The following is a 24669-nucleotide window of genomic DNA, read 5'->3' on the forward strand; positions in this document are numbered from 1 at the left end:
TGGAGAAATGTGATTGCCTGATTGGGGCTGCTGCGCAGCCCAGCGGGAGCAAGCTCCCTCGCCACAGATTTACCCGAGCCTTAAGGCTGCTTTCTGCCCGCCATATGCTTCAAATACCCCACCAGCAGATCCAGGTCCGCATCCGGCAGCACGCTGGTGGCAAACGCCGGCATTTTCGCCTGTGGCCAGTGCCGCATGCTTTGCGGATCGCGGATGTAGCGCTTGAGGAAATCCCCGGCAAAATATTCAGTGGGGTTGTAAGGAATATTCAGGTCCGGCCCCACCTGCGCATCGCCGGCCCCGTTCAGGCGATGACATGCCAGGCAGTTCTTCTGGAACAGTGCGAACCCCTGATTCACCGGGTCATTCGCCGCCAGTTTCGGATCCGGCAACAACGCCGGGAAGCGCTCCGCCACCGACTTCAACTGCTTGATCCCGGAAATCTGAAACGGCCACTGCTCAGGGCTGATATGCCCGGCTTGTGGATCGGTCCACACCAGATAAAACGGCCCGGCACTGGGCTTGCCGTCTGCCAGTGGTGGCCACGGATGCGCCGGATCTTCCACCGCCAGCCAGGCCCGCGCGCCGCTTTTTGATAGCAGCGGTGCCGCCGTCAGTTCCGCGGCAAAGCCGTCGAGGGCCACTGCCTGCAGATGGTTATCCGGCATGATGCCTGGCAACAGCGCTGCCAACGGCACTGCGCGATACGTCATGTTGCGCTTGTAGGAAACGTCATCAACGATCTGCACCGTCTGCGCATCCGGACGCTTGAGCAGTTCGGTGGTTTCCCAGGTTTTGCTGGCGTGATCCAGCTCGACGGTCAATTTCGCGGCGTGCGCCGGCAAGGCCAGCAGCAGGATCAGGAGGACGATGATCTGTTTCAAGGAAGGGCCACATATCGGAAAAGGCGGTGGAACTCACGATACCGCAAAATCAAAAAATCTCGGCGCGCAAAACGGCAGCCCCTGACGGGATCGCTATACGCAATATCCCGAAAGGCGCTGCCAAAGGCTGCGATCCTGGCGCTGTGTCTGCGCAGAATGTGGGGTGTGAGAGGTCACCCAATGACCTTGGTGAGGTTGGGCAAGATCAGAATCAGGGTGGTGGCGAACAGAATAAGTCCCGCCTGACGTACTTTCGAATGCTTGAACATGGCTGACTGCCTTTTGTTGTTATTCCTGAGCGTCAAATGCGTGCCGGTCGATTCAACTATGACGGTGCTACATGACTCTTTTCTTACAGTTCCTACGGGTGCTCCAGCAAAACCCGGCAGCAACCTTTAACTTCTCTTACAGATTCAACCTTAGAGCCCTCGTTCTACATGGCTTAGATCCATTTCATCTCATTAACTTAATAAAACTTATTAAAAAGGCATGAGGCCAATTGCCAGCCAGACGCCAGCCCTACGGCTAGACAGCTAAAACGATTAATCAGCCGATTCCCGTAGCCTCCTACCGTTCGTCTGAGCGTGAGCGTCAAGGTCAATGAGCGGTTCGGTCATTGAATCCGGCGCCCTGGCGCCTAAGGTAAGGGCACGATTCGTTGCATAGTGATTCGAGGACGTCATGACCCAAGCTTTGATCTTTGATGCGATACGCACGCCCCGGGGCAAAGGCAAGGCGGATGGCGCCCTGCACAGCGTCAAGCCGGTGAACCTGGTGGCCGGTTTGCTGACGGCACTGCAACAGCGCACCGACCTCGACACCCGGCAAGTGGATGACATCGTCCTGGGCTGTGTCACACCGATTGGCGACCAGGGCGCCGACATCGCCAAGACCGCCGCCTTGGTGGCGGACTGGGATATCAGCGTCGCCGGTGTGCAGATCAACCGGTTTTGCGCCTCGGGCCTGGAAGCCGTGAACCTCGGCGCGATGAAAGTGCGCTCCGGCTTTGAAGACCTCGTGGTGGTGGGCGGCGTCGAGTCCATGTCCCGAGTGCCCATGGGCAGTGACGGCGGCGCCTGGGTGCTCGACCCGCAAACCAATATGCACAGCCATTTCACCCCGCAAGGCATCGGTGCCGACCTGATCGCCACCCTGGAAGGCTTCACCCGCCAGGACGTCGACGCCTTTGCCCTGCACTCACAGCAGAAAGCGGCGCGGGCCAGATCAGACGGTTCCTTCAACAAGTCGCTGATCGCCGTGCAGGACCAAAATGGCATTGTGCTGCTGGATCAGGACGAATTCATCCGTGCCGACTCCACCCTCGAAGGCCTGGGCAAACTCAAGCCCAGCTTCGAAATGATGGGCCAGATGGGCTTCGACGCCACGGCGTTGCGGGTCTACAGCCACGTCGAACGCATCAATCACGTGCACACACCGGGCAACAGTTCCGGGATCGTCGATGGCGCGGCGCTGATGCTGATCGGTTCTGAAGCCAAAGGTCGCGAACTCGGCCTGCAACCCCGGGCGCGGATCGTCGCCACCGCTGTCACCAGTACCGACCCCACCATCATGTTGACCGGCCCGGCACCGGCAACCCGCAAGGCACTGGCCAAGGCGGGTTTGCGGGTTGAAGACATCGACCTGTTCGAGGTCAACGAAGCGTTTGCGTCGGTGGTGCTCAAGTTCATCAAGGACATGGGCATCGACGCCGCCCGGGTCAACGTCAACGGTGGCTCCATCGCCATGGGCCACCCGCTGGGCGCCACGGGCTGCGCGATTCTCGGCACCTTGCTCGATGAGCTGGAGGTGCGCCAGCAGCGTTATGGCCTGGCCACCCTGTGTGTCGGCGGCGGCATGGGTATCGCCACTATCATCGAACGCCTCTGAGCCTAAGGAATCAGTCATGACCGATGCCATTCGTTACGAAAAGGGCCAGGACCAGATTGTGGTGCTGACCATCGACATGCCCGGCCAGAGCGCCAACACCATGAACGGGGTGTACCGCGAGGCCATGGCGGCCACCGTCGCCCGCCTGGACGCCGAGAAGGATTCGATTGCGGGCGTGATCATCACCTCGGCGAAGAAGACCTTCTTTGCCGGCGGCGACCTTAATGAACTGATCAAGGTCGACAAGCCCCACGCCAAGGATTTCTACGACAGCGTGCTGGTGCTGAAGGCGCAACTGCGCACCCTGGAAACCCTCGGCAAACCGGTAGTGGCCGCGATCAACGGCGCAGCGCTGGGCGGTGGCTGGGAGATCTGCCTGGCGTGCCAGCACCGTGTGGCGCTGGACCACAAGTCGGTACAGATTGGCCTGCCGGAAGTCACCCTCGGGCTTTTGCCGGGTGGCGGCGGTGTGGTGCGCATGGTGCGGATGCTGGGCCTGGAAAAAGCCTTGCCCTACTTGCTGGAAGGCAAAAAGATTACGCCGCAGCAGGCGCTGCAAGCCGGGTTGATTGATGAGCTGGCGGCAGACCGTGACGAGCTGCTGGCCAAGTCCCGGGCGTGGATTCTGGCCAACCCCGAGGCGAAACAGCGTTGGGACATCAAGGGCTACCAGATCCCGGGTGGTACGCCGTCCAACCCGAAAGTCGCGCAAATGCTCGCCATTGCGCCATCGATCCTGCGCGCCAAAACCAACGGCTGCTTCCCGGCCCCGGAAAAAATCCTCTGCGCCGCCGTGGAAGGTGCCCAGGTGGATTTCGACACCGCGCACTTGATCGAGACCCGCTACTTCACCGAGCTGGTCACCGGGCAAGTGGCGAAAAACATGATTGGCACCTTCTGGTTCCAACTCAATGAAATCAATGCTGGCAGTTCGCGGCCCAAGGGCTTTGCACCTTATGTAACACGCAAGGTCGGCGTGCTCGGCGCCGGGATGATGGGCGCGGGCATTGCCTACGTCAGCGCCTCGGCGGGCATTGAGGTGGTGCTCAAGGACGTCAGCCAGGCGGCGGCAGAGAAGGGCAAGGCCCACTCGGCCACGTTGCTGGACAAGAAGGTCGGGCGTGGGCAATTGACCGCCGAACAGCGGGAAACCATCCTCGCGCGGATTGTTCCTACCGAATCCGACGCCGATCTTGCCGGCTGCGACCTGATCATCGAAGCCGTCTTCGAGGATCGGGAACTCAAGGCCAAGGTCTCGGCGGCCGCGCAAAGCGTGGTGGGTGCCGAAGCGGTGATCGCCTCCAACACCTCCACCTTGCCCATCAGCGGGTTAGCCACCGCCGTTCCAGACCAGGGCAAGTTTATCGGCCTGCATTTCTTCAGCCCGGTGGACAAAATGCCCCTGGTGGAAATCATCAAGGGCGCCCGCACCAGCGACGAAACCCTGGCGCGGGGATTCGACTTCGTACTGCAAATCAAGAAAACCCCGATCGTGGTCAACGACAGCCGCGGCTTCTTCACTTCAAGGGTGTTCGGCACCTTCACCAATGAAGGTATCGCCATGCTCGGCGAAGGCGTGGCCGCACCGATGATCGAGACCGAGGCGCGCAAGGCCGGGATGCCGGTGGGGCCGCTGGCGGTCTCTGACGAAGTTTCCCTCAGCCTGATGAGCCATATCCGTCAACAGACGGCCAAGGACCTACAGGCCGAGGGCAAGCCGTTACCGCAGCACCCGGCGTTTGCCGTGATCGACCTGTTGCTCATTGAATACAAGCGCCCGGGCAAGGCGGCGGGTGGCGGTTTCTACGAATACCCGGCGGGCGGGCAGAAACACCTGTGGCCGGAGCTGAAAAACCGCTTCGAAAAGCCTGGCCAACAGATCTCGCCGCAAGACGTGCGCGACCGTTTGCTGTTCATCCAGGCCATCGAAACCGTGCGCTGTGTGGAGGAGGGCGTATTGATGTCGACGGCTGATGCCAACGTCGGCTCGATCTTCGGTATCGGCTTTGCCGCCTGGAGCGGCGGAGCGCTGCAATTCATCAACCAGTACGGCCTGAACGATTTCGTCGCCCGCGCCCGCTACCTGGCCGAGCAATATGGTGAGCGCTTCACGCCGCCGGCGCTGCTGTTGGAGAAAGCTGCACAGAACGCGACCTTCTGACGCTTTTGGGCATGTGCGGGGCTTGCCTTGAAAGGGTATTTCAAGGCAGGCTCTGGGGGTGTTCATTATTCCCATCGCCGTGTCAGGTATTTTTTATGTCGTTACGCGTGTGCATCCTGGAAACCGATATCCTGCGTCCTGGGCTGATCGATCAGTACCAAGGGTACGGGCAGATGTTCAAGCGCCTGTTCTCCAAACAGCCGATTGCCGCCGAGTTCGTCATCTATAACGTGGTGCAGGGTGAATACCCGGCGGATGAAGAAGTGTTCGACGCGTACCTGGTGACGGGCAGCAAGGCCGACTCCTTTGGCACCGATCCGTGGATCCAGACCCTCAAGACCTACCTGCTGGACCGCCATGCCCGCGGCGACAAGCTGATCGGCATCTGCTTCGGCCACCAGTTGCTGGCGCTGCTGTTGGGTGGCAAGACCGAGCGGGCGACCAAGGGCTGGGGCATGGGCATCCATGACTACAAACTGAACGCCAAGGCACCGTGGATGAGCCCGGTGGTGGAAGAACTGACGCTGTTGATCAGCCACCAGGACCAGGTCACCACCTTGCCGGAAAACGCCACCGTGATCGCCTCCAGCGAGTTCTGCCCGTTTGCGGCGTACCACATTGAAGACCAGGTGCTGTGCTTCCAGGGCCACCCGGAATTTATCCACGACTATTCCCGCGAGTTGCTGGAGATTCTTCAGACAACGCTGGGGGAGAAGGTCTACACCAACGGTGTGGCCAGCCTGGAGCGAGACCATCACGGCGTTACCGTGGCGGAATGGATGATGCGGTTTGTGGCGCACAAACCAAAAGCGGACGTGGCCTAACTATTCGGGTTGATTGACGAGCTTTTTGTGGCGAGGGAGCTTGCTCCCGTTCGGCTGCGCAGCAGTCGCAAGCCTTGGGGGCGCTTCGCACCCCAGCGGGAGCAAGCTCCCTCGCCACAACAGCAGTTTTCCTACAGCCAGCCTGAACGCTTGAAGCTGGCCCACAAACTTGTACACCCCACCGCAATAAACCCCAGCACCGCAAAATAGCCGTAGTGCCACTGCAGCTCCGGCATGTTCTGGAAGTTCATCCCGTAAATCCCGGCCACCGCCGTTGGGAACGCCAGAATCGCTGCCCACGCGGCAAACTTGCGTTGCACCACGCTTTGGCGCGAGGCTTCCAGCAACACCCCAATCTCGATGGTCTGGCTGGCGATATCCCGCAAGGTGGTCAGGTCTTCCATCTGCCGGGTGACGTGAATCTGCACATCGCGAAAGTACGGACGCATGTTCTTGTCGATAAACGGGAAGCTCAGTTTCTGCAATTCCTGACTGATCTCCACCATCGGTGCCACATAGCGCTTCAGTCGCAGCACATCGCGGCGCAGGCCGTGGAGCTTCTGGATATCCGCTTCACTCAGGGAGTTGCACAACACGTTGCGCTCCAGCTCATCGACCTCGGCATGAATCGCCTCGCTCACTGGCTGGTAGTTCTCGGTAACAAAATCCAGCAGCGCATAGAGTACGAAATCTTCCCCATGCTCCAGCAACAGCGGCCGCGCCTCACAGCGCTGGCGCACATAGCCGTAGGACGCCGAATGGCCGTTGCGGGCGGTGATGATGTAGCCGTTGCCGGCAAAGATATGGGTTTCGATAAACTCCAGCTTGCCGTTATCGCGCACCGGTGAGTAGGTCACGATAAACAGCGCGTCGCCGAAGGTTTCAAGCTTGGGCCGGCTGTGTTTTTCCAGGGCGTCTTCGATGGCCAGTTCGTGCAGGTTGAACTGGCGCTGCAGGTTGGCCAGTTCCAGTGCGCTGGGCTCTTCCAGGCCGATCCACACAAAGTGGTCAGGCTTGGCGGCCCACGCGGCGCCTTCGTCGAGGGTGATATCAGTGACTTTCTTTCCGGCGCTATAGACGGCGGCCGCAACAACTCTACCCATAGTGCTGATCGCTTCTTCTTGAATGGCAGATGACAACTGTCAGGCAGCTTAGCTGCCCTGCCCAATCAGAGTCAGCAAATTCGGCGGGGTTCAGCCGTGATTGCAGGCGTGGTTTGCAGCTCGCGGTCCATCGCCTCGATGCAGTCGCGCATTTGCTCGCGACAGGTCTGCATTAACAGCGGCATGTCATCCATCGTCAGCCCCTTCGTAGGAATCGGCGGCAACGAGCGAATCAGAATATCGCCACTGTTCCAGCGATTGAGCTTCATCTGCTTCACATAGGTGCTGACACACACCTGCACAATCGGCACGCCTGCGGCGATCGCCATCTGGAACGCGCCTTTCTTGAACGGCAGCAGGGTTTCACCGAAGTTGCGCGTGCCTTCCGGGAACACCCAGATCGAGGTGTCGGCATGCTGCAAGGTGTGGGTGGTGGTCAGCATCGAACGCCGCGCCTTGTGCGCATTGCCCCGGTCGATCAACACATTGCCCGCCAGCCAGAACAACTGTCCGAACAACGGCACCCACTTCAGGCTCTTCTTGCCGATACACACCGTGCGGTACGGCACCACGGTGCCGAACACAAACAGGTCGTAGTTGGATTGATGGTTGGCGATGATCACGCAACTGCTGGGCTTGTTACGCAGCGAGTCGACATCGGCCTTCACTCGCAGGCGCAATAGCCACATCGCCGGCACCGCATACAGGCGCGCGCAGTAACGGCTGTTGTCCGGATTGAACGGCCGACAGATCCCCAGCAGCACGCCCAGTACGCCCGCAATCATAAAATGCAGGCCCATCAACAACATGCGTAACAAAAAAAGCATCGACACAGCCCATCGGGACAAAAGGTCGCGCAGTGTACGGATGTGCACTGTATTCGGCAATTGCCCCTATAGAGTCAGAAGATAGGCGATGTTTAAGCGCATGTTTCAACATGCTGTGACAGACACTGTCTAGAGCGGTTGTAGGCAAACCGGAATTCTTTGTAAGAAAAAGCCCGACTCAAGGTCGGGCTTCGATTCAGCAGGCGTAGGTTTGATTAACCCAAGTGCCCCTGATCCTGAATGATCGCGTCATCCAGGGCTTCCAGCAGCGCCTTACGCACCTTCAGCTTGGTGTGCTTGTGGGCGTTCATATTGATCTTCTTCAGTTGGCGAGCGGCTTCCAGCGCTGCGGCCTGCAACTCTTCCGGCGCGACCACCTTATCCAGGAACCCGGCGCTCAACGCGTCCTGCGGGTTAAACATCTCGGCATTGATCACCGATCGGTGGAAGGCCGACTTGCGCAGACGATCCCGCGCCAGCTCGATCCCGGCGTGGTGCATGGTCATGCCGATCATCACTTCATTCAGACCAATGCTGAACGGTCCGTCTACACCGATCCGGTAATCCGCCGACAACAGCAGGAATGCCCCCTTGGCCACCGCGTGCCCGGGGCACGCCACGATCACCGGGAACGGGTGCGACAACAGGCGGCGGGCGAGGGTCGAACCCGACGTCACCAGGCTCACCGCTTCTTTAGGGCCGGCGGTCATCACCTTCAAATCATAGCCACCGGACAAAATCCCCGGCGTGCCCGTGATGATCACCACCGCCCGATCCTTCTCGGCCTGATCCAGCGCTTGATTAAACGCACTGACCACTGCCGGCGAAATGGCATTCACCTTGCCGTTGCTCAGGGTCAGGGTCGCGATACCGTCTTCGAGGTGGTAGGCAATCAACTCACTCATGACGCGATTCCTTGTAATGCTTGTAATAGAAGGACAGACGGCAGACGTTACCCACCGCGCCCGCCCTGGTAAAGCGCCATGACTGACTACCCAGTCAGACTTTTCCCGCATGCCCGCCCGCAGGCGGCCTTCGGCAAGGCGCAGCAGCTACTATAGACAAGCGCCGTGAGTGCCCGAGAATGGCAGAATCGCCGTGGTGTGCATGGCGCCACAGAGGGCTGGAACGGCATAACCGCCTAAGCGCATGAAAATTCTGAAAAAAACCTTTGCCATCGGAAAAGCTTTCGACTACATTAGCGCGCCTCGACAGACTGAATCAGTTTGACGAGATACGGTGAAGTGTCCGAGTGGCTTAAGGAGCACGCCTGGAAAGTGTGTATACAAGAAATTGTATCGAGAGTTCGAATCTCTCCTTCACCGCCAAATTCGATGTAAACAAAACCCCTGGTTTCGAGAGAAGCCAGGGGTTTTGTGGTTTCTGGGGTTTGAATAGGTGGTTGTGCCAGGGAAAATTAAGCCAATGGGTTTAGGAACACTGCGTAGCCATACGTCGCCCAATAACATCCAGCAAATCACAACCATCGCGCAATGGAATTGAACACAGCAGCGAAAAATCGCTAAGCACAACCGTATCGCTGCTGATTTCCGCACGCAGTGCCAGATTTTCAAGAACTTGAGTAACAGCACGAATTCGATACCCAGCAGCGTCCAGCAAAACGTCCAGCGGCGCAGTGGTATCTACAAAAAGGGCAGGTGTCTCGCAATCGTTGCTGGTGAGGGCCATGTATTGGTTCATGCGTGAATCTCCGTTTGCTTAAGGAGAGCTGCCACACATTCGTTACCAAACAAAAGGGTGGCAGCTGTACGCAGGTTGGCGAACCGGACAAATTGGAAAACCGGCAGACCCGAAGGTCTCCCACGCACAGCTACCATCGAGCAGCTTATTGCGCGTAGGGGCATCCCGCAAACTTAGCCGGGAGGCCTCTGCCAATTTGTAGTCGAGTCGCCAAACCCGGTCGCTATGAGAGCGACCGGCGAACTATATGCCCCACCTCACAAACCCGGCAGGGCATGCCTTCCGATTGATCTGTAGGAAATCACTCCGACTGACCAACTGCACGCCCTCAAGCCTGCACATACACCCAAGCCGTCAACCCCGAAGCCAACCCCACCGAAACCCGCTTATAGTCCGACACTTCATACGCATCCGCCGCCGCCAGTTCCTGCTCGGTAATCTGAAACACCATCCCTTCAACACTGTCCTCATTCCGCCCGCTCGGCGAAACAATCGGATGATGGGTCTTGCCACTGGCCGCCAACACCTCAGGATCGGTAATCTCCACCCAGCTTGTCGAATACCCCAGCATCGCATCCTGCTGACCCACCAACTCCCGCCCAAAGTTGGCCAGCTGCACTGCCTTGTCCTGCAACGTGCCGTAGGAAAACAACAGCACGGGAAATTCGGTCGAGCGTTCCATCTTTATTCCTTGAAAAAGTTAAGCCAGCAAATCTTCGTAAAACGCACCATAAGCCCCGCTCGGGTGCGCGATCTGTATCTCCAGAATCCACAGCCCTTCATTCGGATACTGGTCAAAATCCCCAAGATCACCGCCACGGTAAATCGCATGGGGAAAGTCGCTGACACGGTGCCCTTTGATGTCCAGGTTCAGCACCCAACCCATTTCCTTCGCTTGCTCTTCGGCAAAACGATACAGCTCCAGGCCGACGACTTTATCGTTCCTCCAGCGCCGCTCAACCCGATCAAACAACTCTTTTGCCGCGCTCGCACACGCCTTCAGCTCGGGGTCGTTACCGGTGCTGAAGGTCGCCCCCGCATCACCTTCATGGCCTTGCCAAACGGCGCCCATGTCGATGAAGTAGATGTCGTTTTCCCCCAGCACCGGGTCGCCGTCGGAGCGTTCCTTGAAGGTCTTGAGGGTGTTGGCGCCGAAGCGCACCAGCAGCGGGTGCCAGATGCGCTGCATGTCGAGGTCGGCGAGGACTTTTTTGCCGAGTTCGCGGGCTTCGGATTCGAGCATGCCGGGGCGGATGAGTTTGGACAGCGCTTCGATGGCGCGCCAGGTCATGGCCTGTGCGTAGCGCATTGACTCGATGCTGTAGGCGACGCCCACAGCTTCCTTGGATGATTGTGCGGTCACCGGCTTTTCCTCGGCTTTATAGTGTCAGGCGTTATGCGTTTTACTATATAGCGAGTAGGTGTAGGGCCCCAAGCGGATATGCCGGAATATGCCGATGTTTTCTGACGCGAGGGGTCTGGTGAATATAAGTGAGTCTAGGAGGAGGGGGTATCAGATGGTCAGTAGAAGATTCCCGCAAGATTGCCCTTTTCTACGAATTCACGCGGCTCGCGTAAAATTTGCTCCAGAATTGAGAGTCTCGAGCTGCCTTCTTCGCGTAGAAGGGTACCGACGAGTAGGCCTCTTTTAAGCGTCGCGAGCCCTGCGCCCGCCTTTCGGCTTCCTGGATGCTCAAAGCTCCACTTTGCCAGATTTCCATCCAGAAGCTGTCGGCCCGCAGTGTCTCGGAAGGTTTTGTTTGCGAAGTCGTAATAAGCATTTCGTACCTCCGGCACGTTGCGAGCGATGGCGAGTTTTATAGTCGGTTTGGTTTGGTGATAGCTATCAGCGAAATACGACGATACGTGACGTCGTATTTCTGCTTTCGAGGGGCGATGAAAATCCAGCTCTCAAATATGCAACCACGCCATCCCACCCAACACCACACTCATGCCACCGGCGGTATAGGCCATGCGTTTCAACCACTCCTTCCTTGTCAGCAAGGTAATCGCCGCCATCGAAATCGCGATCTGAATCGCGGTCATCGCCTGCGCCCAGCGGTGATGCTGATGCAGCGCCTGTTCTGACTTTTCATCCCATTCCTTCGACGTGGCCTCGAGCTTTTCGGCTTGTTTGCGCACGTCTTCCTTCTGGGTTTTATAACGCTCGATCTCGTCGGTGTAGTGCTTGGCATCAACCCCCGGAATATGCGTCGCCAGCTCCGCAAGGTTCTGCCGGCTGGATTTGGCCTGGTAGTAGTTCCACTGGTTGGCGGCTTCGGTCTTGAAGATGGCGGCGTTGTTTTTGTCCATCGCCGCTTCGCTTTCGGTGGAGCCGGCCTGGTAGCTGAGCATGGCGCCGACGGTGGCCATGATGGCGGTCATCACGGCGATGCGGCTGGCGAAATTGTCCCCGCTGCGGTGGGCATGTTCGGTGGCGTGTTCGACGTGTTTTTCGTGGGGGCTGGGGACTTCGAAGGCTTCGGACATGGGGGCGTCTATGAAGGGTTTGAGGGACTCTGATTCTTCACCAGCGAAGCTGTCTCAATCCTGTACGTAATGCTGCAAACCGGCCACCAGGGCGTCAAAGGTGACGCGGCAGCGCGGGCTGTTGCGCAGGTCTTCGTGCATGGTGACCCAGGTGTCCAGTTGCAGGGCAAATGCGTCCGGCAGCACTCGGCTCAGGCGGGCGTCTTGCCGGGCCAGTTTGACCTGGCAGCCACCGATGCCGGCGCCGGCGCGGATCAGGGCCAGTTGTGCGAGGTCGCTGTCGCTGCTGAGGGAAAAGGCGCTGCGGTCGAAGCCTTTGACGGCCAGGCTGCGGATGAAGGCGCTTTCCTGGTCGTAGCCGATGACTGAATGGGCCGTGAGGTCATTCAGGCTCTGGGGCGTGCCGTGTTGTTGCAGGTAGTCGTTGCGCGCGTGCAGGCCGACTTCAATAACGCCGATCCTTTTCGCCAGAAGTTGTTCCTGGCTGGGTCGGATCATTCGCACCGCGATGTCGGCCTCCAGTTGCAGCAGGTCCAGCAGGCGATTGCTCAGCACCAGTTCGACCTTGAGGTGCGGGTGCTGTTGGCGCAGGCGGGTGATGATCGGCGGCAGGACTTCCACGCCGATCACTTCGCTGGCAGACACTCGTACCACGCCGCGCACTTCGGGGCCTTGGGGCGACGCGGCGCGCTCGAGTGCGGCAGCCGTGGTTTCCATGGTTTCGGCATGGGTGCGCAGGGTGAGGGCGACCGCCGTGGGCAACAGGCCGCTGGCGGAGCGGGTGAACAGCACCACGTTGAGGGATTTTTCCAGCGCAGCGATGTGCCGCCCGACCGTGGGCTGCGTGATGCCGAGCTGCCGTGCGGCCCCCGACAACGATCCTTCCTTGAGTACCCCGAGGAACGACCGGTAAAGCTCCCAACCAATATTTGATGCCATGCATAAATGTATAGCGTCTGGATGATCTTCGGCAATTCCTCTATAGCTCGCCGGCGAACAGAATCGCCCCATCACACAACCCTCAGGGGAAAAAGCATGAACAAGGTTCTGGTAATGGGCGCGACAGGCGGGATTGGTGGCGAGGTGGCGCGGCAGTTGTTCGCTGCCGGCTGGCAGGTGTGCGCCCTGACGAGGGATGTGGATAAGGCTCACAAGCAGAATGCCGATTTCACCTGGATAAAAGGTGATGCGCTGAACCGTGGGGAAGTCGTCGCAGCGGCCCGGGGTTGTTCGGTGATCGTGCATGCGGTGAATCCGCCCGGTTACCAGCGCTGGGCGGAGCTGGTGCTGCCGATGATCGACAACAGCATCGCGGCGGCAGTCGCTGAAGGGGCGACGATTGTCTTGCCGGGCACGGTGTACAACTTCGGGCCTGATGCATTCGCGCGGTTGGAGGAAGATTCGCCGCAGCATCCACTTACCCGCAAGGGCGCGATCCGGGTAGAGCTGGAGCAGCGTTTGCTTGAGGCGACCCGGCAGGGCGCACGAGCGCTGATCGTGCGGGCAGGCGATTTTTTCGGCGCCAAGGCCGGCAGCAGCTGGTTTTCCCAAGGCCTGGTCAAGCCCGCAAAACCGGTGGCCAACGTGAGCTATCCAGGGGCGCCAGGCGTGGGGCATCAGTGGGCTTACCTGCCTGATGTGGCGAGGACCATGGTCGAGTTGATTGCCCGCCGCGACAGCCTTGATGCCTTCGCCCGTTTTCATATGGCGGGGCACATAGATGCCGATGGTCGGCAGATGAGCCAGGCGATTCAGCGGGTGGTGTCACGCAGGACCGGCCAGCAGCCTTCTGTACGTGCTTTCCCGTGGTGGCTGCTGAAACTGGCCGCGCCCTTTGTCACCACCTTCCGCGAGATGCAGGAAATGCGTTACCTGTGGCAAACCGAGGTGCGCATGGATAACGGCCGTCTCGTACAGATATTGGGCAGCGAACCGCACACGCCTTTGGACGAGGCGGTTGAGGCGACATTGGTGGGTATCGGCTGCTTGCCTAAGCGCGCCTGATCAGCCGCACATACACCGCGATATTGATCAACAGCACCAGCGCGCCCAGCCCCAATTGAATCTGCGGCGTCAGCCCGGCCGGGTAGATCAGGGTCAGGATGTAATGCTCGATAAAGCCGCCGCCATATCCGTCCTGCCCGGCCAAATGACGAAACAGATTTTCCCAGCGGGTCAGCGGGCAGGGCAGGTGGAACACTTCCACCGCAACGCCCCACGCAGCGGCGGGCAAATGCAGCCACATCACGGGCCGCCATTTTAGGGCGAGGAGGCCGCCGAACAATACGAAGAGGATGAACGACAGGTGAAACAGCACCAGGCCGTCGGCGCAAAGGCGGTAGAGCATTGGGGGCACTTCCATGGGTAAGGCAGATATTCTAAAGGGCAGTACTGCCGGTCGGAAGCTTAACGGTTGCTTGCAGGCAAGGCGGGCCGTTATTGTGCTGAATCCTTTTAGTCCTTTTGCCCACGGATCTGTAGTGATGAATGCACCGCGTACCGCTGTCCCGATCAAGGCTGTCATTTTCGATATGGACGGGTTGTTGCTGGACACAGAAGGCATCTACACCGAAGTCACACAGATCATCGCCGAACGCTATGGCCGTACCTATGACTGGGGGATCAAGCAGCACATCATTGGTCGCGGCGCCCAGGACCTGGCGGATTACGTGGTCAAGGCGCTGGACCTGCCGATTACCCCCGCAGAATTCCTGGTGATCCGCGAGCCGCTGATGAGCGAGCGTTTCCCCAAGGCCTTGGGCATGCCGGGTGCTGAGGCGCTGGTGCGGCATTTGAAGGCGCATAACATTCCGATTGCCGTGGGCACCAGTTCGTCGCGCAACTCGTTTGGCCACAAGACTACGTTGCACCGTGAGTGGTTTGGGTTGTTCGACACCATCGTCACGGCGGATGACCCGGAGGTCGGGGCGGCCAAGCCGGCGCCGGATATCTTCCTGACGGCGGCGCGCCGCTTGGGTGTGGCACCGGAGGATTGCCTGGTGTTTGAGGATTCGCCGTTTGGCGTGACGGCGGCCAAGGCTGCGCACATGACCGCGATTGCGGTGCCGGATGAGGCGATGGCGGACAGCAAGTATCACCATGCTGACCAGATTATTCGCAAGTTGGCTGACTTTGATTTGGCGGCGTATGGCTTGCCGCCGATGCGTTGATCCCTCTGAAGCGACTGGATTAAAAATGTGGGAGCGGGCTTGCTCGCGAATACGGTGTGTCAGCCGATACATGTGCTGACTGATCCACCGTATTCGCGAGCAAGCCCGCTCCCACATTTAGTCCTGCGGTGCCTTGGGCAAGGTCTTCTGCCGCAAAATATAAACCGTCACCAACACCGCACTGGTCAGCATGAACCCTCGCGCCCAGATCAGCGGCACCAGGTAGCAGGAAAACCCGATACTCACCCACATCAACCCAATGGCATACACCTTGCCCTTGAGCGGAATCCCGTTGCCATCCAGATAGTCACGAATCCACGGCCCCAGGCGCGGGTGTTCCACCAGCCAGCGGTAGAAGCGCGGGGAGCTACGGGCAAAGCAGGCGGCAGCCAGCAGAAGGAAGGGGGTAGTGGGCAGCACCGGCAGGAAGATGCCGATTACCCCGAGCGCCACGCTCAACCAGCCGATGGCCAGCAGAACGTAACGCAGGATCGCGGAACGGTTGCCCATGGGCGCCACGGGCAACGGTCTTAGTGGTGGCGAGGCTTGAGGATCGCCGGCTTTTCGTCAGGTGCGTTGCACAGCAGGTACAGGGCGGTCAGCGCTTCCGGGATCTGAACGATCATGTCGTCCATCAGGTTGGCGTCGGCGGCGATGTCGGAGAACTCAGGTTGCTCGTCGAACAGGCCGGAACCGACCATGATCGGCAGCAGCATTTCGCTGACTTCTTCTTCAGCCGTTTCGAACCAGGCCTCTTCACGCAGGAACACGCCTTCCATGAAACCGATGCACCAGCCGCGCAGTTCGGAGTCGTCCGGGTCTTCGCCCAGGTCCAGGTCGCAAGGCAGTTCGAACTCTTCATCGGAAGCCAGTTGGCGGCCAATGTGAGCCTTGAGGGCCAGCAGGGTCGATTCGATTTCTTCGCGCTGGGCGGCATCACTGTAGTGAGGCTCTTCGGAGAACAGGGCGTCGATCCATTCACGGTCGGGAACGACATCGGAGCAGATCGACAGCGCGGTCAGATAGCCGTGGGCGGCCACGTAGTCCAGCGCCTCGTCGTGCAGCTCATCGGCATCGAGGAAGGCTTGCAGGCGGGTTAGTTGCTCAGCGAAGGACATTGACGGACTACCTTGGGAATAAACGATGGGCAATTCTAGGCTTTCTTGAGCTGCCAGGCCAGCCGCAGCACAGATTTGAGAGGTATTTGAGCCCGGCGGCAATTCACCAACGGCACCCTTTGCCGGGTAACGCTCGGGTATACTGCCGCGTTTTGTGATGCCCCTGCAGGCCAAGCGCCAGTCGCGGGAAAAGTTCGCTTACGGATTATTTCCCGCTCAAGCGTGCTTTTTCGACCAGCCTGTACAGAGGGATTTCGGCGATATTTGGAGTTTTTCATGCTCGAGCAGGCTCAACGCGTCCTCAAGGACATCTTCGGCTACGACAGTTTTCGTGGCCGCCAGGGTGCGATCATTGAGCGCGTGGCCAACGGCGGCGATGCCCTGGTGCTGATGCCTACCGGCGGCGGCAAGTCGCTGTGCTTCCAGGTACCGGCACTCCTGCGGGAAGGGCTTGCGGTGGTGGTGTCGCCGTTGATCGCCCTGATGGACGACCAGGTGGCCACCCTTGAAGAGCTCGGCGTGGCGGCCGCTTCGCTGAACTCCACCCTCAGCGCCGAACAGCAGCGTGACCTCGCCGCCCGGATCAAGCGCGGCGAAGTGAAGATGCTTTACCTCGCCCCCGAGCGCCTGGTGCAGCCACGGATGCTGGCGTTCCTGCAGAGCCTGGAAATCGCCCTGTTCGCTATCGACGAAGCCCACTGTGTGTCCCAATGGGGCCACGATTTCCGTCGTGAATACCTGCAACTGGGCCAACTGGCGGAACTGTTCCCCAACGTCCCGCGCATCGCCCTGACCGCCACCGCCGACAAGCGGACCCGCGAAGAAATCGTCGAGCGCCTGCACCTGCAGAACGCCGAGCGCTTCCTCTCGAGCTTCGACCGGCCGAATATCTTTTACCGCATTGTGCCCAAGGAACAGCCGCGCAAGCAGTTGCTGGCGTTCCTCTCCGATCGGCGCAGCGACGCCGGCATTGTCTATTGCCTGTCGCGCAAGAAGGTCGATGAGGTCGCCGCATTCCTCAGTGAACAAGGCTACCCGGCACTGCCGTATCACGCGGGTTTGCCCAACGAACTGCGGGCCTACCACCAGAAGCGCTTCCTCAACGAGGAAGGCCTGATCATGGTCGCCACCATCGCGTTCGGCATGGGCATCGACAAATCCAACGTGCGCTTCGTGGCCCACATGGATTTGCCCAAATCCCTTGAGGCGTACTACCAGGAAACCGGGCGTGCCGGCCGTGACGGCCTGCCGGCGGATGCGTGGATGGTCTACGGCCTGCAAGACGTGGTGATGCTCAAGCAGATGCTGCAGAACTCCGAAGGCGACGAGCGCCACAAGCGCCTGGAACAGCACAAGCTCGACGCGATGCTGTCGCTGTGTGAAGAAACCCGCTGCCGTCGCCAGACCTTGCTCGCCTACTTCGACGAAGACATGCCCAAGCCCTGCGGCCACTGCGACAACTGCGTGGACGGCGTGCAGACCTGGGACGCCACCGAGCCGGCGCGCCAGGCGTTGTCGGCGATCTACCGCACCGGTCAGCGCTATGGCGTCGGCCACCTGGTGGACGTGTTGCTGGGCAAGGACAATGAAAAGATTCGCAGCTTCGGCCACGAAAAACTCTCGGTCTACGGTGTGGGCAAGGCTCGCGCCGAAGGTGAGTGGCGCTCGCTGTTCCGGCAGATGGTCGCCCGTGGCCTGGTGGACATCGACCTGGAAGGCTACGGCGGCCTGCGTCTGAACGACAGTTGCCGGCCGCTGCTCAAGGGCGAAGTCAGCCTGGAGCTGCGCCGCGACCTCAAGCCGCAAACCACCGCCAAGAGCAGCACCAGCCAGGCCAGCCAACTGGTGCGTTTCGAAGAGCGCGAACAGTGGGAAGCCCTGCGCGCGCTGCGTAAGAAGTTGGCGCAGGAACACAGCGTGCCGCCTTACGTCATCTTCCCGGACTCCACCTTGCTGGAAATGCTCCGCGACCATCCCACTACCCTCGGCGAGATGGCCAGGGTCAGCGGCGTCGGTGCGCGCAAGCTGGAGCGTTATGGCCAGGCCTTCCTCGAAGTGCTCGGCGGCCAGGTCGAGGCGCCGAAAGAGGTCGCCGACATCCGCCACGAGTTGATCAGCCTCGCCCGTGCCGGCATGACCCCGATCCAGATTGCCGGGCAGCTGCAGTGCTCGGAAAAGAACGTCTACACCTTGCTCGCCGAGTCCATTGGCAAGCAGCAGTTGTCGTTGGAGCAGGCCCTTGATCTGCCGGAAGATTTGCTCGGTGAAATCCAGGATGCATTTCTGGACGGAGAAGGCGAATTGCCACCCGTTTCCGAGATTGCGCCGCTGTTTACCGGCCGCGTTCCCGAGGGCGTTTTGTACTGCGTAAGGGCCGCTTTGCAGTCGGAATTCGAGATTTGATGTGCCAATTACGACAATGTAACGAATCAGTACATACCGGGTCTTGCCTACTGGCATGGGTCATGCTTAGCTGACTAATAATTAGCCACACTTTATTTTCAGTCTAATCCATGAGTTTTTTATGCCGTTAACCGATCAACACCGTTTTGGCATGCAGTTGGCGCATATGTCCCGAGGATGGCGTGCCGAGCTGGATCGCCGCTTGGCAGGTTTGGGACTGTCCCAGGCACGCTGGCTGGTGCTGCTGCACCTGGCCCGTTTTACCGAACCGCCTACCCAGCGTGAGCTGGCGCAGAGCGTCGGGGTAGAGGGGCCCACCTTGGCCCGTTTGCTCGACAGCCTGGAAAGCCAGGGCCTGGTGCAACGCCAGGCCGTGGTGGAAGACCGCCGCGCCAAGCGCATTGTGCTGTGCGACACCGCGAAGCCGCTGATCGAGCAGATCGAGACCATCGCCACGGCCTTGCGCCATGAGCTGTTTGTGGGGGTTGATGAAGAGGATCTGCGGGTGTGCATGCGGGTGCATGAACACATCCTCGGAAATCTCGAGAAGTCCTGATCCCAAGTACACAGAAGATCAAAAATGTGGGAGCGGGCTTGCTCGCGAAGGCGGAGTGTCAGTGAATACATGTGCTGACTGACACACCGCCTTCGCGAGCAAGCCCGCTCCCACATGGGTTTTGCGGCGTAGTTAGAAGGTTTGCCCCAGGTTCAGGTACACCGCCTGCTGACTGTCATCGTTAAACCCATAACTGAAATTCAACGGCCCCAGCGGCGTATCAAACCCCAGGAAAATACTGGCGGCGTTGATGTACCCGCTGTCGTATTCATTGTCGTTGTTCCACGCTCGCCCACGTTCCAGTGATGCGCCCAGGTACAACGGGAAATCCAGCGGCAAATAAGACCGCGGCGTCAGCCGGCGATAGTAGACCGCGCGCATCAGGCTGATGTTCTGCCCGGCAATCGCATCCTCCCGGAAGCCCGACAGCTGCCGCGCGCCCCCCAGCAGGAAGCTGGAAATCACCACGTCCGACTTATCCAGGGTGCGCCCATAGCGCCCGCCGAGGATCAGCGTGTCCGGCCCGCTGCTCATGGCTTTGTCCAGCTTGAACTCCCACTGGCGATAGCGCTGGTCCGAACCCAGCCCCGGTTCGAACTCCCGGAAGGCCAGGCCAATGTCTTCGCCGGTATGGGGGAAGTACACGTTGTCGAACGAGTCGAAGGAGTACTTCAGCTCATAGAAACCCTCGCTGAAGTTGATGCTCGGTGAATTCCGGTCGCCAATGCGCACATCCGCCTTGCCCCAGGCCTCGCCGACGCCGAAACGAATCTCGCCGCTGTTGCCGATCTGCCGGCCCACGTTCAGGCCGAAGCCGTAGCGTTCCAGGCGGTATTCGGAGATCGGGTTATTGTCTTCAATCAGTTCGACGTTCTGTGCCTGGGCACTGATATAGGGCGCGACGAAGTAGCGTGAACCGGTGTCCATCGGCTGATAGAACTCGCTGTACAACTCCTGCTTGTCCCCGATCTGCACCCGCGTCAGCCATTCGGCGCCGAGGCGGTTGATGCCGTTCATGCGGTAGCTGGCGCCGAGGTTGAAGGCGCTGTCGCCGCGCATGTCATCCGACAGGTTCAGGCCCAGGCGCAGGTAGTCGGTGCCGCTGCGTTTGCCCCGGGCACTGATGACCAGGGTGTTGTCCTTGCCCTTTTTCACCACGCGGTATTGCACCTGTTCGAAGTAATCCAGGCCGTACAGAGTGCCCATGTCGGTTTGCAGGCGGGCCAGGTCCAGAGGCTCGCCGAGGTTCTGGCGGATGTAGTAGCGGATCACCTCGTCGCCCACCTTGGAGTCGTTCTCTACCTTGATTGCGGTGATCACCGGGTTGCGCTCGCCGGGCGTTCGCGCGGCCACCAGCGACGGGTCCACCGGTTCGGCCGGGCGCAGGTGCGCCAGGCGCACGTCGAGTGCGCGGGTGGCGCGGTAGCCCGCGTCGATCATGTCCTTGGCGCGCCCGAAATCCGTCACCCCGTAGGCGGCCAGGGGCGGCTGGATCAGCACGTCGCGGGGCGCCAGGGCCTTGAGTTGTTCTTCGGAATTGCGCCGGGTCATCAGGGTGATGGACTGGTTGAGCACGTCCACCACGGTGTTGAGTTGCTTGCGTGAGCGCAGCGGGGTGCCGATGTCGACGACGATGGCGATGTCGACCCCCATTTCCCGCGCCACATCCAGCGGGATGTTATCGGTCATGCCGCCATCCACCAGCAGCCGGCCATCCAGCTCCACCGGGGCAAACACCGCCGGGATCGACATGCTGGCGCGGATTACCTGGGGCAGGTGGCCTTTGCGGAACACCACTTTTTCACCACTGGTGATGTCGGTGGCCACGGCGCGGAAGGGGATCGGCAGCTTGTCGAAATCCCGCACGTTACTGGTGTGGGCGAACATGCTTTCCAGCAGCAAGGCCAGGTTCTGACCCTGGATCACCCCCAGTGGCAGGCCGAGGCTGCCGTCGTCGCGGAAGCTGAGTTTCTGTTTGACCAGGAAATCCCGGTCATCCTGCTTGCGCCGGAATGGCACGTCTTCCCGCGGTGGCGCGTCAGACAGGGCGAGCTTCCAGTCGATGTTCAGCGCGAGTTTTTCCAGCTCGTCGATCTTGTAGCCCGAGGCGTACAGCCCGCCGATCACCGCACCCATGCTGGTGCCGGCAATCGCATCGATGTGGATGCCCTGTTCTTCCAGGGCCTTGAGCACGCCAATGTGCGCCAGGCCACGGGCGGCACCGCCGGAGAGCACCAGGCCGATCTTCGGGCGCGGATTTTCGACGGCTTGGACGAGGACAGGGAACAGGCACAGCAACAGACAGGACAACAGGCGGCGCATCATCAATCTCAAGGCAGGACGATAAAGGCCGGTATTATAGCCACTCGATCCTTTCAACCCGCCAAGCAGGAGCCAGTCAATTCATGTCAGCGGCCAAGCCCGAGATTGTCATCACCTATTGCACCCAGTGTCAGTGGCTGCTGCGCGCCGCCTGGCTGGCCCAGGAACTGCTGAGCACGTTCGCCGATGACCTCGGCAAAGTGGCCCTTGAGCCGGCCACTGGCGGTGCGTTTCGCATCACTTGCGATGGCGTGCAGATCTGGGAACGCAAGGCCGACGGCGGCTTCCCGGAAGCCAAGGTGCTCAAGCAACGGGTACGTGACCAGATCGACCCGCAACGGGACCTGGGGCATAACGACCGTACTCAGTGAACCTCGGCCGTGGTGGCCGGCTGCTTGGCCGGTTTGGCGCCGCCCATCAGCCCGGACACCACGATGGCCACGATGATCAGCGCGCCGCCCATCAGCATGCGCAGGGTTGGTGTTTCAGCAAACAGTAGCCAGGCCGCGGTGATGCCGTACACCGGCTCCATGGCAAACACCACCGCCGCCGTGCGGGCCTTGAGCACCGCGAGGCTGGCGACAAACAGGCTATGGGCCAGGCCGGTGCAGAACACCCCGAGCAGGCCGATCCACAGCCAGTCCAGTGGTCGCACTTCGGCCAGCCCGGGCGCGGCGACGGGCAACAGGCACAGCGCTACCACCACGTTCTGGCACAAGGCGGCCTGCACCGGCGGGATGCGCCCACTGGCGCGGTTGTTCAGCGACAGCAGCGAGAACAACAACCCGGAGCCGACCGCCCACAACAAGCCGCTGGTGGCCTGGCTGGCGAGATTGAAATCCGGCGTGACCAGCACCAGGCCGATGCTCACCAGCACCACCAGCAGGATCTCGTTGGCGCGAATCCGCTCGCGGAAAATCAAGCCTTCTAGAATCACTGTGAACGCCGGGAAGGTGGCGAAGCCCAGGGTGGCGATGGCCACACCGGCGACCTTTACCGCAATAAAGAAACTCACCCAATGCCCGGCCAGCAGCAGGCCGCTGACCAGCAGGCGTCGCCAGTCGCGGGCTTGCAGCTTCTGCCAGGGCGTGTTGCTGGCAAAGCGCGCAAAGATTGCCAGGGCAATGACCGCGAACGCGGCGCGGCCGAACACGATAATCGCCGGCGAAGCGGCCGCCAGTTTGCCGAACACGCCAGTGAGGCCAAACATCAATGCGCCGATATGCAGGGCGCCGAGGGCTGTGCGGGGAGTCATTGCGATCCTTAAACGACGGGTTTACAGGATCGCAGTCTAGAGGGTTGCAGGCATTCGCGTCTGTCGTTGGGCTCGCGGCTTTTGTCGCAGGACTCTTGCTTGGTGAAGATCCCTGTGGGAGCTGGCTTGCCTGCGATGCAGACAACTCGGTCGTTCAGATAGCGCGCGGTGATGCTATCGCAGGCAAGCCAGCTCCTGCACCGGGCGGTGCTCGTCTGAAGGCTCGGGGCGAGAGGCCAAACTCGCGCAGCATCGCCGCAGCAAATGCACTTTGCGAACCATAGCCCACCCGCGCGGCAATCTCGCCGATCGGCAGCTGGCTGTCGCGCAACAGGCCGCGGGCCATCTGCAAGCGCCGGGTGCGTATGTAGTCCATCGGCGTCTGCCCGCTTTCCGCGATAAATCGTGCATGCAGGCGGGCGACGGACAGGTCGGCGAGCTTCGCCAGGTCCGCCACTTGCAGTGGGTGCGCGGCGTGCCGCTGGATATGCGCATCGAACGCGGCATAGGGCAGGCGCTTGCCCACCGGCGGCTGCGCAAGGTTGAGGCTGGCCAGCAGCAATACGGCGCCTTGCTGGGCGATCAGCGGATCGTCCACCGGGCTGCTTGCCAGCCATTGCACCAGTTGGCTTTGGCGATTGTCGAGGGTCAGGTGTGCGCACCGGTCGAGCAAGCGGCGGCTGGCGTCGGCATGCTCGCCCAGGGACTGGGCCAGCCAGTGCTCATCGGGCACGTCCAGCACCAGGCAGCGGCTGCCATCGCGACTGCGGCACGCGTGATGGGCGGAGTAGGGCAGCACCATCACACTGCTGTGCTGCACCTGGCCGCCCCGGCCATCCACCTCGAAGTCCAGGTGCCCGGACAGGCCAAACACCAGCTGTGCATGGTCGTGGCTATGGGCGATAGGCGCATCGGGGTAGTGGCGTAGCGTGAGGTTGGGTCTCATCGCAGTCTCCTGGGCAGGCCCGCAGTTTACATCGCTTCGCCGCCTGTGGGCGCTGTCATCAGACTGACGCAACACTGTCATGGGCTATTAATCCCATGGGCGCAAGCTCGCGAAAACACCGTGAGGCATGCCCATGACCAGCGCCGAACTCGCCAAACCCAGCCGCAAGCAACGCGTGCGTACCCTGTGGATTTCCGACGTGCATTTGGGCACCCGGGATTGCCAGGCCGAACACCTCTCGCATTTCCTCAAGGGCTACCACGCCGACAAGGTCTACCTGGTGGGCGACATCATCGACGGCTGGAAGCTGCGCAGCGGCATGTATTGGCCCCAGGCCCACACCAACGTGATCCGCCGCCTGCTGACCATGAGCAAGCGCGGCACCGAGGTGATCTACGTCACCGGCAACCACGATGAATTCCTGCGGCGTTATTCGAAGCTGATCCTTGGCAATATCCAGTTGGTGGACGAAGCGGTGCACGTGACTGCCGATGGCCGGCATTTGCTGGTGATCCATGGCGACCAGTTCGACGTGATCACCCGGTACCACCGCTGGCTGGCGTTCCTCGGCGATTCGGCCTACGAATTCACCCTCACGCTCAACCGCTGGTTGAACCACTGGCGGGCGCGCTATGGCTACGGCTATTGGTCGTTGTCGGCGTACCTCAAGCACAAGGTCAAGACGGCGGTGAGCTTTATCAGTGATTTTGAAGAAGCGATCGCCCACGAAGTGACCAAGCGCGAGCTGCATGGCGTGGTGTGCGGGCACATCCACCATGCGGAGATTCGCAAGGTGGGCGAGGTGGACTACCTCAATTGCGGGGATTGGGTGGAGTCGTGCACGGCGCTGATCGAGCACTGGGACGGGCATATCGAGCTGTATCGATTGGCGGATGCCCAGGCGAAAGAGGCACAGCTAAAGGCCGAAATGGTCGCGGGCTAAGCCTCAAACCCACAGACTCACTCGGTCTAAATGTGGGAGCGAGCAAGCCCGCTCCCACATTTGGAGCCGGTTTCTTCAG

General features: G+C 60.4%; 25 protein-coding genes and 1 tRNA gene. 10 read left to right on the forward strand and 16 right to left on the reverse strand.

Annotated features, from left to right (window positions below; all coding sequences use genetic code 11):
- Positions 1-80: 80 nt before the first annotated feature.
- Positions 81-884, reverse strand: a complete 804-nt coding sequence (locus tag HYE77_RS12990) for a cytochrome c (RefSeq protein ID WP_177068855.1) — start codon at positions 882-884, stop codon at positions 81-83.
- Positions 885-1565: 681 nt separating this feature from the next.
- Here HYE77_RS12990 and HYE77_RS12995 point away from each other — a divergent pair.
- From HYE77_RS12995 to HYE77_RS13005, 3 genes are all read left to right on the forward strand, one after another.
- Positions 1566-2771 carry an acetyl-CoA C-acetyltransferase gene (locus HYE77_RS12995; protein ID WP_008434901.1) on the forward strand — a complete coding sequence of 402 codons (1206 nt, stop codon included), beginning with the start codon at positions 1566-1568 and terminating at the stop codon, positions 2769-2771.
- Positions 2772-2787: 16 nt separating this feature from the next.
- Positions 2788-4932 (forward strand): 3-hydroxyacyl-CoA dehydrogenase NAD-binding domain-containing protein, encoded by a 2145-nt coding sequence (locus HYE77_RS13000; RefSeq protein ID WP_177068856.1) that lies wholly within the window; start codon positions 2788-2790, stop codon positions 4930-4932.
- Positions 4933-5027: 95 nt separating this feature from the next.
- Positions 5028-5756, forward strand: coding sequence for an amidotransferase (locus HYE77_RS13005; protein WP_008434897.1), 729 nt, complete (start codon positions 5028-5030; stop codon positions 5754-5756).
- A gap of 131 nt (positions 5757-5887) precedes the next feature.
- Here HYE77_RS13005 and HYE77_RS13010 read toward each other — a convergent pair whose 3' ends face one another.
- The 3 genes from HYE77_RS13010 to HYE77_RS13020 all read right to left on the reverse strand — a co-directional run bounded on the left by HYE77_RS13010 (position 5888) and on the right by HYE77_RS13020 (position 8591).
- The gene (locus HYE77_RS13010; RefSeq protein WP_004371189.1) at positions 5888-6859 is read right to left on the reverse strand and encodes a magnesium and cobalt transport protein CorA; all 972 of its coding nucleotides are present in this window, start codon (positions 6857-6859) and stop codon (positions 5888-5890) included.
- Positions 6860-6930: 71 nt separating this feature from the next.
- Positions 6931-7686, reverse strand: a complete 756-nt coding sequence (locus tag HYE77_RS13015) for a 1-acyl-sn-glycerol-3-phosphate acyltransferase (RefSeq protein WP_010165976.1) — start codon at positions 7684-7686, stop codon at positions 6931-6933.
- A 215-nt stretch (positions 7687-7901) separates the two neighbouring features.
- On the reverse strand, positions 7902-8591 hold the full coding sequence (locus HYE77_RS13020; RefSeq protein ID WP_004371187.1) for a crotonase/enoyl-CoA hydratase family protein: 690 nt from the start codon (positions 8589-8591) through the stop codon (positions 7902-7904).
- 333 nt (positions 8592-8924) lie between these two features.
- Between HYE77_RS13020 and HYE77_RS13025 the strand changes: the two genes are divergently transcribed.
- Positions 8925-9014, forward strand: a tRNA-Ser gene (locus HYE77_RS13025).
- A gap of 103 nt (positions 9015-9117) precedes the next feature.
- Here the strand turns inward: HYE77_RS13025 and HYE77_RS13030 are convergent.
- The 6 genes from HYE77_RS13030 to HYE77_RS13055 all read right to left on the reverse strand — a co-directional run bounded on the left by HYE77_RS13030 (position 9118) and on the right by HYE77_RS13055 (position 12816).
- Positions 9118-9387, reverse strand: a complete 270-nt coding sequence (locus HYE77_RS13030) for a hypothetical protein (protein WP_004371186.1) — start codon at positions 9385-9387, stop codon at positions 9118-9120.
- Positions 9388-9715: 328 nt separating this feature from the next.
- Positions 9716-10069: a gamma-glutamylcyclotransferase family protein gene (locus HYE77_RS13035; RefSeq protein ID WP_008434891.1), complete on the reverse strand. Its 354-nt coding sequence runs from the start codon at positions 10067-10069 to the stop codon at positions 9716-9718.
- Between the two features lie 18 nt (positions 10070-10087).
- Positions 10088-10750: a M24 family metallopeptidase gene (locus tag HYE77_RS13040; protein ID WP_177035130.1), complete on the reverse strand. Its 663-nt coding sequence runs from the start codon at positions 10748-10750 to the stop codon at positions 10088-10090.
- A 158-nt stretch (positions 10751-10908) separates the two neighbouring features.
- Positions 10909-11184: a hypothetical protein gene (locus tag HYE77_RS32970; protein ID WP_161635744.1), complete on the reverse strand. Its 276-nt coding sequence runs from the start codon at positions 11182-11184 to the stop codon at positions 10909-10911.
- Positions 11185-11298: 114 nt separating this feature from the next.
- Positions 11299-11877, reverse strand: coding sequence for a DUF4337 domain-containing protein (locus HYE77_RS13050; protein WP_177067022.1), 579 nt, complete (start codon positions 11875-11877; stop codon positions 11299-11301).
- A 54-nt stretch (positions 11878-11931) separates the two neighbouring features.
- Positions 11932-12816 carry a LysR family transcriptional regulator gene (locus HYE77_RS13055; RefSeq protein ID WP_177068857.1) on the reverse strand — a complete coding sequence of 295 codons (885 nt, stop codon included), beginning with the start codon at positions 12814-12816 and terminating at the stop codon, positions 11932-11934.
- 96 nt (positions 12817-12912) lie between these two features.
- On the opposite strand from HYE77_RS13055, the gene HYE77_RS13060 reads away from it, so the two are divergent.
- The gene (locus HYE77_RS13060) at positions 12913-13881 is read left to right on the forward strand and encodes an SDR family oxidoreductase (protein ID WP_177068858.1); all 969 of its coding nucleotides are present in this window, start codon (positions 12913-12915) and stop codon (positions 13879-13881) included.
- Here HYE77_RS13060 and HYE77_RS13065 read toward each other — a convergent pair.
- Positions 13868-14224 (reverse strand): DUF2784 domain-containing protein, encoded by a 357-nt coding sequence (locus HYE77_RS13065; protein WP_177068859.1) that lies wholly within the window; start codon positions 14222-14224, stop codon positions 13868-13870. The two genes, HYE77_RS13060 and HYE77_RS13065, sit on opposite strands and share 14 nt — an antisense overlap.
- A gap of 136 nt (positions 14225-14360) precedes the next feature.
- Here HYE77_RS13065 and HYE77_RS13070 point away from each other — a divergent pair, with 136 nt between their 5' ends.
- Entirely contained in the window at positions 14361-15047 is a 687-nt protein-coding gene (locus HYE77_RS13070) for an HAD-IA family hydrolase (RefSeq protein ID WP_004371166.1), read from the forward strand.
- A 117-nt stretch (positions 15048-15164) separates the two neighbouring features.
- Here the strand turns inward: HYE77_RS13070 and HYE77_RS13075 are convergent, their stop codons facing one another.
- Positions 15165-15557 carry a YbaN family protein gene (locus HYE77_RS13075; protein ID WP_102606413.1) on the reverse strand — a complete coding sequence of 131 codons (393 nt, stop codon included), beginning with the start codon at positions 15555-15557 and terminating at the stop codon, positions 15165-15167.
- A gap of 20 nt (positions 15558-15577) precedes the next feature.
- Entirely contained in the window at positions 15578-16165 is a 588-nt protein-coding gene (locus HYE77_RS13080) for a YecA family protein (protein WP_004371163.1), read from the reverse strand.
- 276 nt (positions 16166-16441) lie between these two features.
- Between HYE77_RS13080 and recQ the strand changes: the two genes are divergently transcribed.
- Together recQ and HYE77_RS13090 are read left to right on the forward strand one after the other, a co-directional pair.
- Positions 16442-18568, forward strand: a complete 2127-nt coding sequence (recQ, locus tag HYE77_RS13085; RefSeq protein WP_004371161.1) for a DNA helicase RecQ — start codon at positions 16442-16444, stop codon at positions 18566-18568.
- A 121-nt stretch (positions 18569-18689) separates the two neighbouring features.
- Positions 18690-19124 carry a MarR family transcriptional regulator gene (locus tag HYE77_RS13090; protein WP_004371158.1) on the forward strand — a complete coding sequence of 145 codons (435 nt, stop codon included), beginning with the start codon at positions 18690-18692 and terminating at the stop codon, positions 19122-19124.
- A gap of 132 nt (positions 19125-19256) precedes the next feature.
- On the opposite strand, the gene HYE77_RS13095 is transcribed toward HYE77_RS13090, so the two are convergent.
- A complete protein-coding gene (locus HYE77_RS13095; protein ID WP_003214625.1) occupies positions 19257-21446 on the reverse strand; it encodes a patatin-like phospholipase family protein in 2190 nt (729 codons plus the stop codon).
- An 83-nt stretch (positions 21447-21529) separates the two neighbouring features.
- Here HYE77_RS13095 and HYE77_RS13100 point away from each other — a divergent pair, with 83 nt between their 5' ends.
- The gene (locus HYE77_RS13100; protein ID WP_003214624.1) at positions 21530-21817 is read left to right on the forward strand and encodes a SelT/SelW/SelH family protein; all 288 of its coding nucleotides are present in this window, start codon (positions 21530-21532) and stop codon (positions 21815-21817) included.
- On the opposite strand, the gene HYE77_RS13105 is transcribed toward HYE77_RS13100, so the two are convergent.
- Both HYE77_RS13105 and HYE77_RS13110 read right to left on the reverse strand, forming a co-directional pair.
- Positions 21811-22701, reverse strand: a complete 891-nt coding sequence (locus HYE77_RS13105; protein WP_003214622.1) for a DMT family transporter — start codon at positions 22699-22701, stop codon at positions 21811-21813. The genes HYE77_RS13100 and HYE77_RS13105 overlap by 7 nt on opposite strands.
- A 154-nt stretch (positions 22702-22855) precedes the next feature.
- Positions 22856-23647: an AraC family transcriptional regulator gene (locus HYE77_RS13110; RefSeq protein ID WP_087692744.1), complete on the reverse strand. Its 792-nt coding sequence runs from the start codon at positions 23645-23647 to the stop codon at positions 22856-22858.
- A gap of 133 nt (positions 23648-23780) precedes the next feature.
- On the opposite strand from HYE77_RS13110, the gene HYE77_RS13115 reads away from it, so the two are divergent.
- A complete protein-coding gene (locus tag HYE77_RS13115) occupies positions 23781-24590 on the forward strand; it encodes a UDP-2,3-diacylglucosamine diphosphatase (protein WP_003214618.1) in 810 nt (269 codons plus the stop codon).
- The last annotated feature ends 79 nt before the right edge of the window (positions 24591-24669 follow it).

Origin of the sequence: Pseudomonas sp. IPO3774, from assembly GCF_013386835.1 — a bacterium.
Lineage (GTDB): Bacteria > Pseudomonadota > Gammaproteobacteria > Pseudomonadales > Pseudomonadaceae > Aquipseudomonas.

Bases quoted from the DNA above. Each gene is read 5' to 3' on its own strand.
- HYE77_RS12995 (WP_008434901.1), top strand. From the start codon at position 1,566: ATGACCCAAGCTTTGATCTTTGATGCGATACGCACGCCCCGGGGCAAA.
- HYE77_RS13000 (WP_177068856.1), top strand. From the start codon at position 2,788: ATGACCGATGCCATTCGTTACGAAAAGGGCCAGGACCAGATTGTGGTG.
- HYE77_RS13005 (WP_008434897.1), top strand. From the start codon at position 5,028: ATGTCGTTACGCGTGTGCATCCTGGAAACCGATATCCTGCGTCCTGGG.
- HYE77_RS13010 (WP_004371189.1), bottom strand. From the start codon at position 6,859: ATGGGTAGAGTTGTTGCGGCCGCCGTCTATAGCGCCGGAAAGAAAGTC.
- HYE77_RS13015 (WP_010165976.1), bottom strand. From the start codon at position 7,686: ATGCTTTTTTTGTTACGCATGTTGTTGATGGGCCTGCATTTTATGATT.
- HYE77_RS13020 (WP_004371187.1), bottom strand. From the start codon at position 8,591: ATGAGTGAGTTGATTGCCTACCACCTCGAAGACGGTATCGCGACCCTG.
- HYE77_RS13030 (WP_004371186.1), bottom strand. From the start codon at position 9,387: ATGAACCAATACATGGCCCTCACCAGCAACGATTGCGAGACACCTGCC.
- HYE77_RS13035 (WP_008434891.1), bottom strand. From the start codon at position 10,069: ATGGAACGCTCGACCGAATTTCCCGTGCTGTTGTTTTCCTACGGCACG.
- HYE77_RS13050 (WP_177067022.1), bottom strand. From the start codon at position 11,877: ATGTCCGAAGCCTTCGAAGTCCCCAGCCCCCACGAAAAACACGTCGAA.
- HYE77_RS13055 (WP_177068857.1), bottom strand. From the start codon at position 12,816: ATGGCATCAAATATTGGTTGGGAGCTTTACCGGTCGTTCCTCGGGGTA.
- HYE77_RS13060 (WP_177068858.1), top strand. From the start codon at position 12,913: ATGAACAAGGTTCTGGTAATGGGCGCGACAGGCGGGATTGGTGGCGAG.
- HYE77_RS13065 (WP_177068859.1), bottom strand. From the start codon at position 14,224: ATGCTCTACCGCCTTTGCGCCGACGGCCTGGTGCTGTTTCACCTGTCG.
- HYE77_RS13070 (WP_004371166.1), top strand. From the start codon at position 14,361: ATGAATGCACCGCGTACCGCTGTCCCGATCAAGGCTGTCATTTTCGAT.
- HYE77_RS13075 (WP_102606413.1), bottom strand. From the start codon at position 15,557: ATGGGCAACCGTTCCGCGATCCTGCGTTACGTTCTGCTGGCCATCGGC.
- HYE77_RS13080 (WP_004371163.1), bottom strand. From the start codon at position 16,165: ATGTCCTTCGCTGAGCAACTAACCCGCCTGCAAGCCTTCCTCGATGCC.
- recQ (WP_004371161.1), top strand. From the start codon at position 16,442: ATGCTCGAGCAGGCTCAACGCGTCCTCAAGGACATCTTCGGCTACGAC.
- HYE77_RS13090 (WP_004371158.1), top strand. From the start codon at position 18,690: ATGCCGTTAACCGATCAACACCGTTTTGGCATGCAGTTGGCGCATATG.
- HYE77_RS13095 (WP_003214625.1), bottom strand. From the start codon at position 21,446: ATGCGCCGCCTGTTGTCCTGTCTGTTGCTGTGCCTGTTCCCTGTCCTC.
- HYE77_RS13100 (WP_003214624.1), top strand. From the start codon at position 21,530: ATGTCAGCGGCCAAGCCCGAGATTGTCATCACCTATTGCACCCAGTGT.
- HYE77_RS13105 (WP_003214622.1), bottom strand. From the start codon at position 22,701: ATGACTCCCCGCACAGCCCTCGGCGCCCTGCATATCGGCGCATTGATG.
- HYE77_RS13110 (WP_087692744.1), bottom strand. From the start codon at position 23,647: ATGAGACCCAACCTCACGCTACGCCACTACCCCGATGCGCCTATCGCC.
- HYE77_RS13115 (WP_003214618.1), top strand. From the start codon at position 23,781: ATGACCAGCGCCGAACTCGCCAAACCCAGCCGCAAGCAACGCGTGCGT.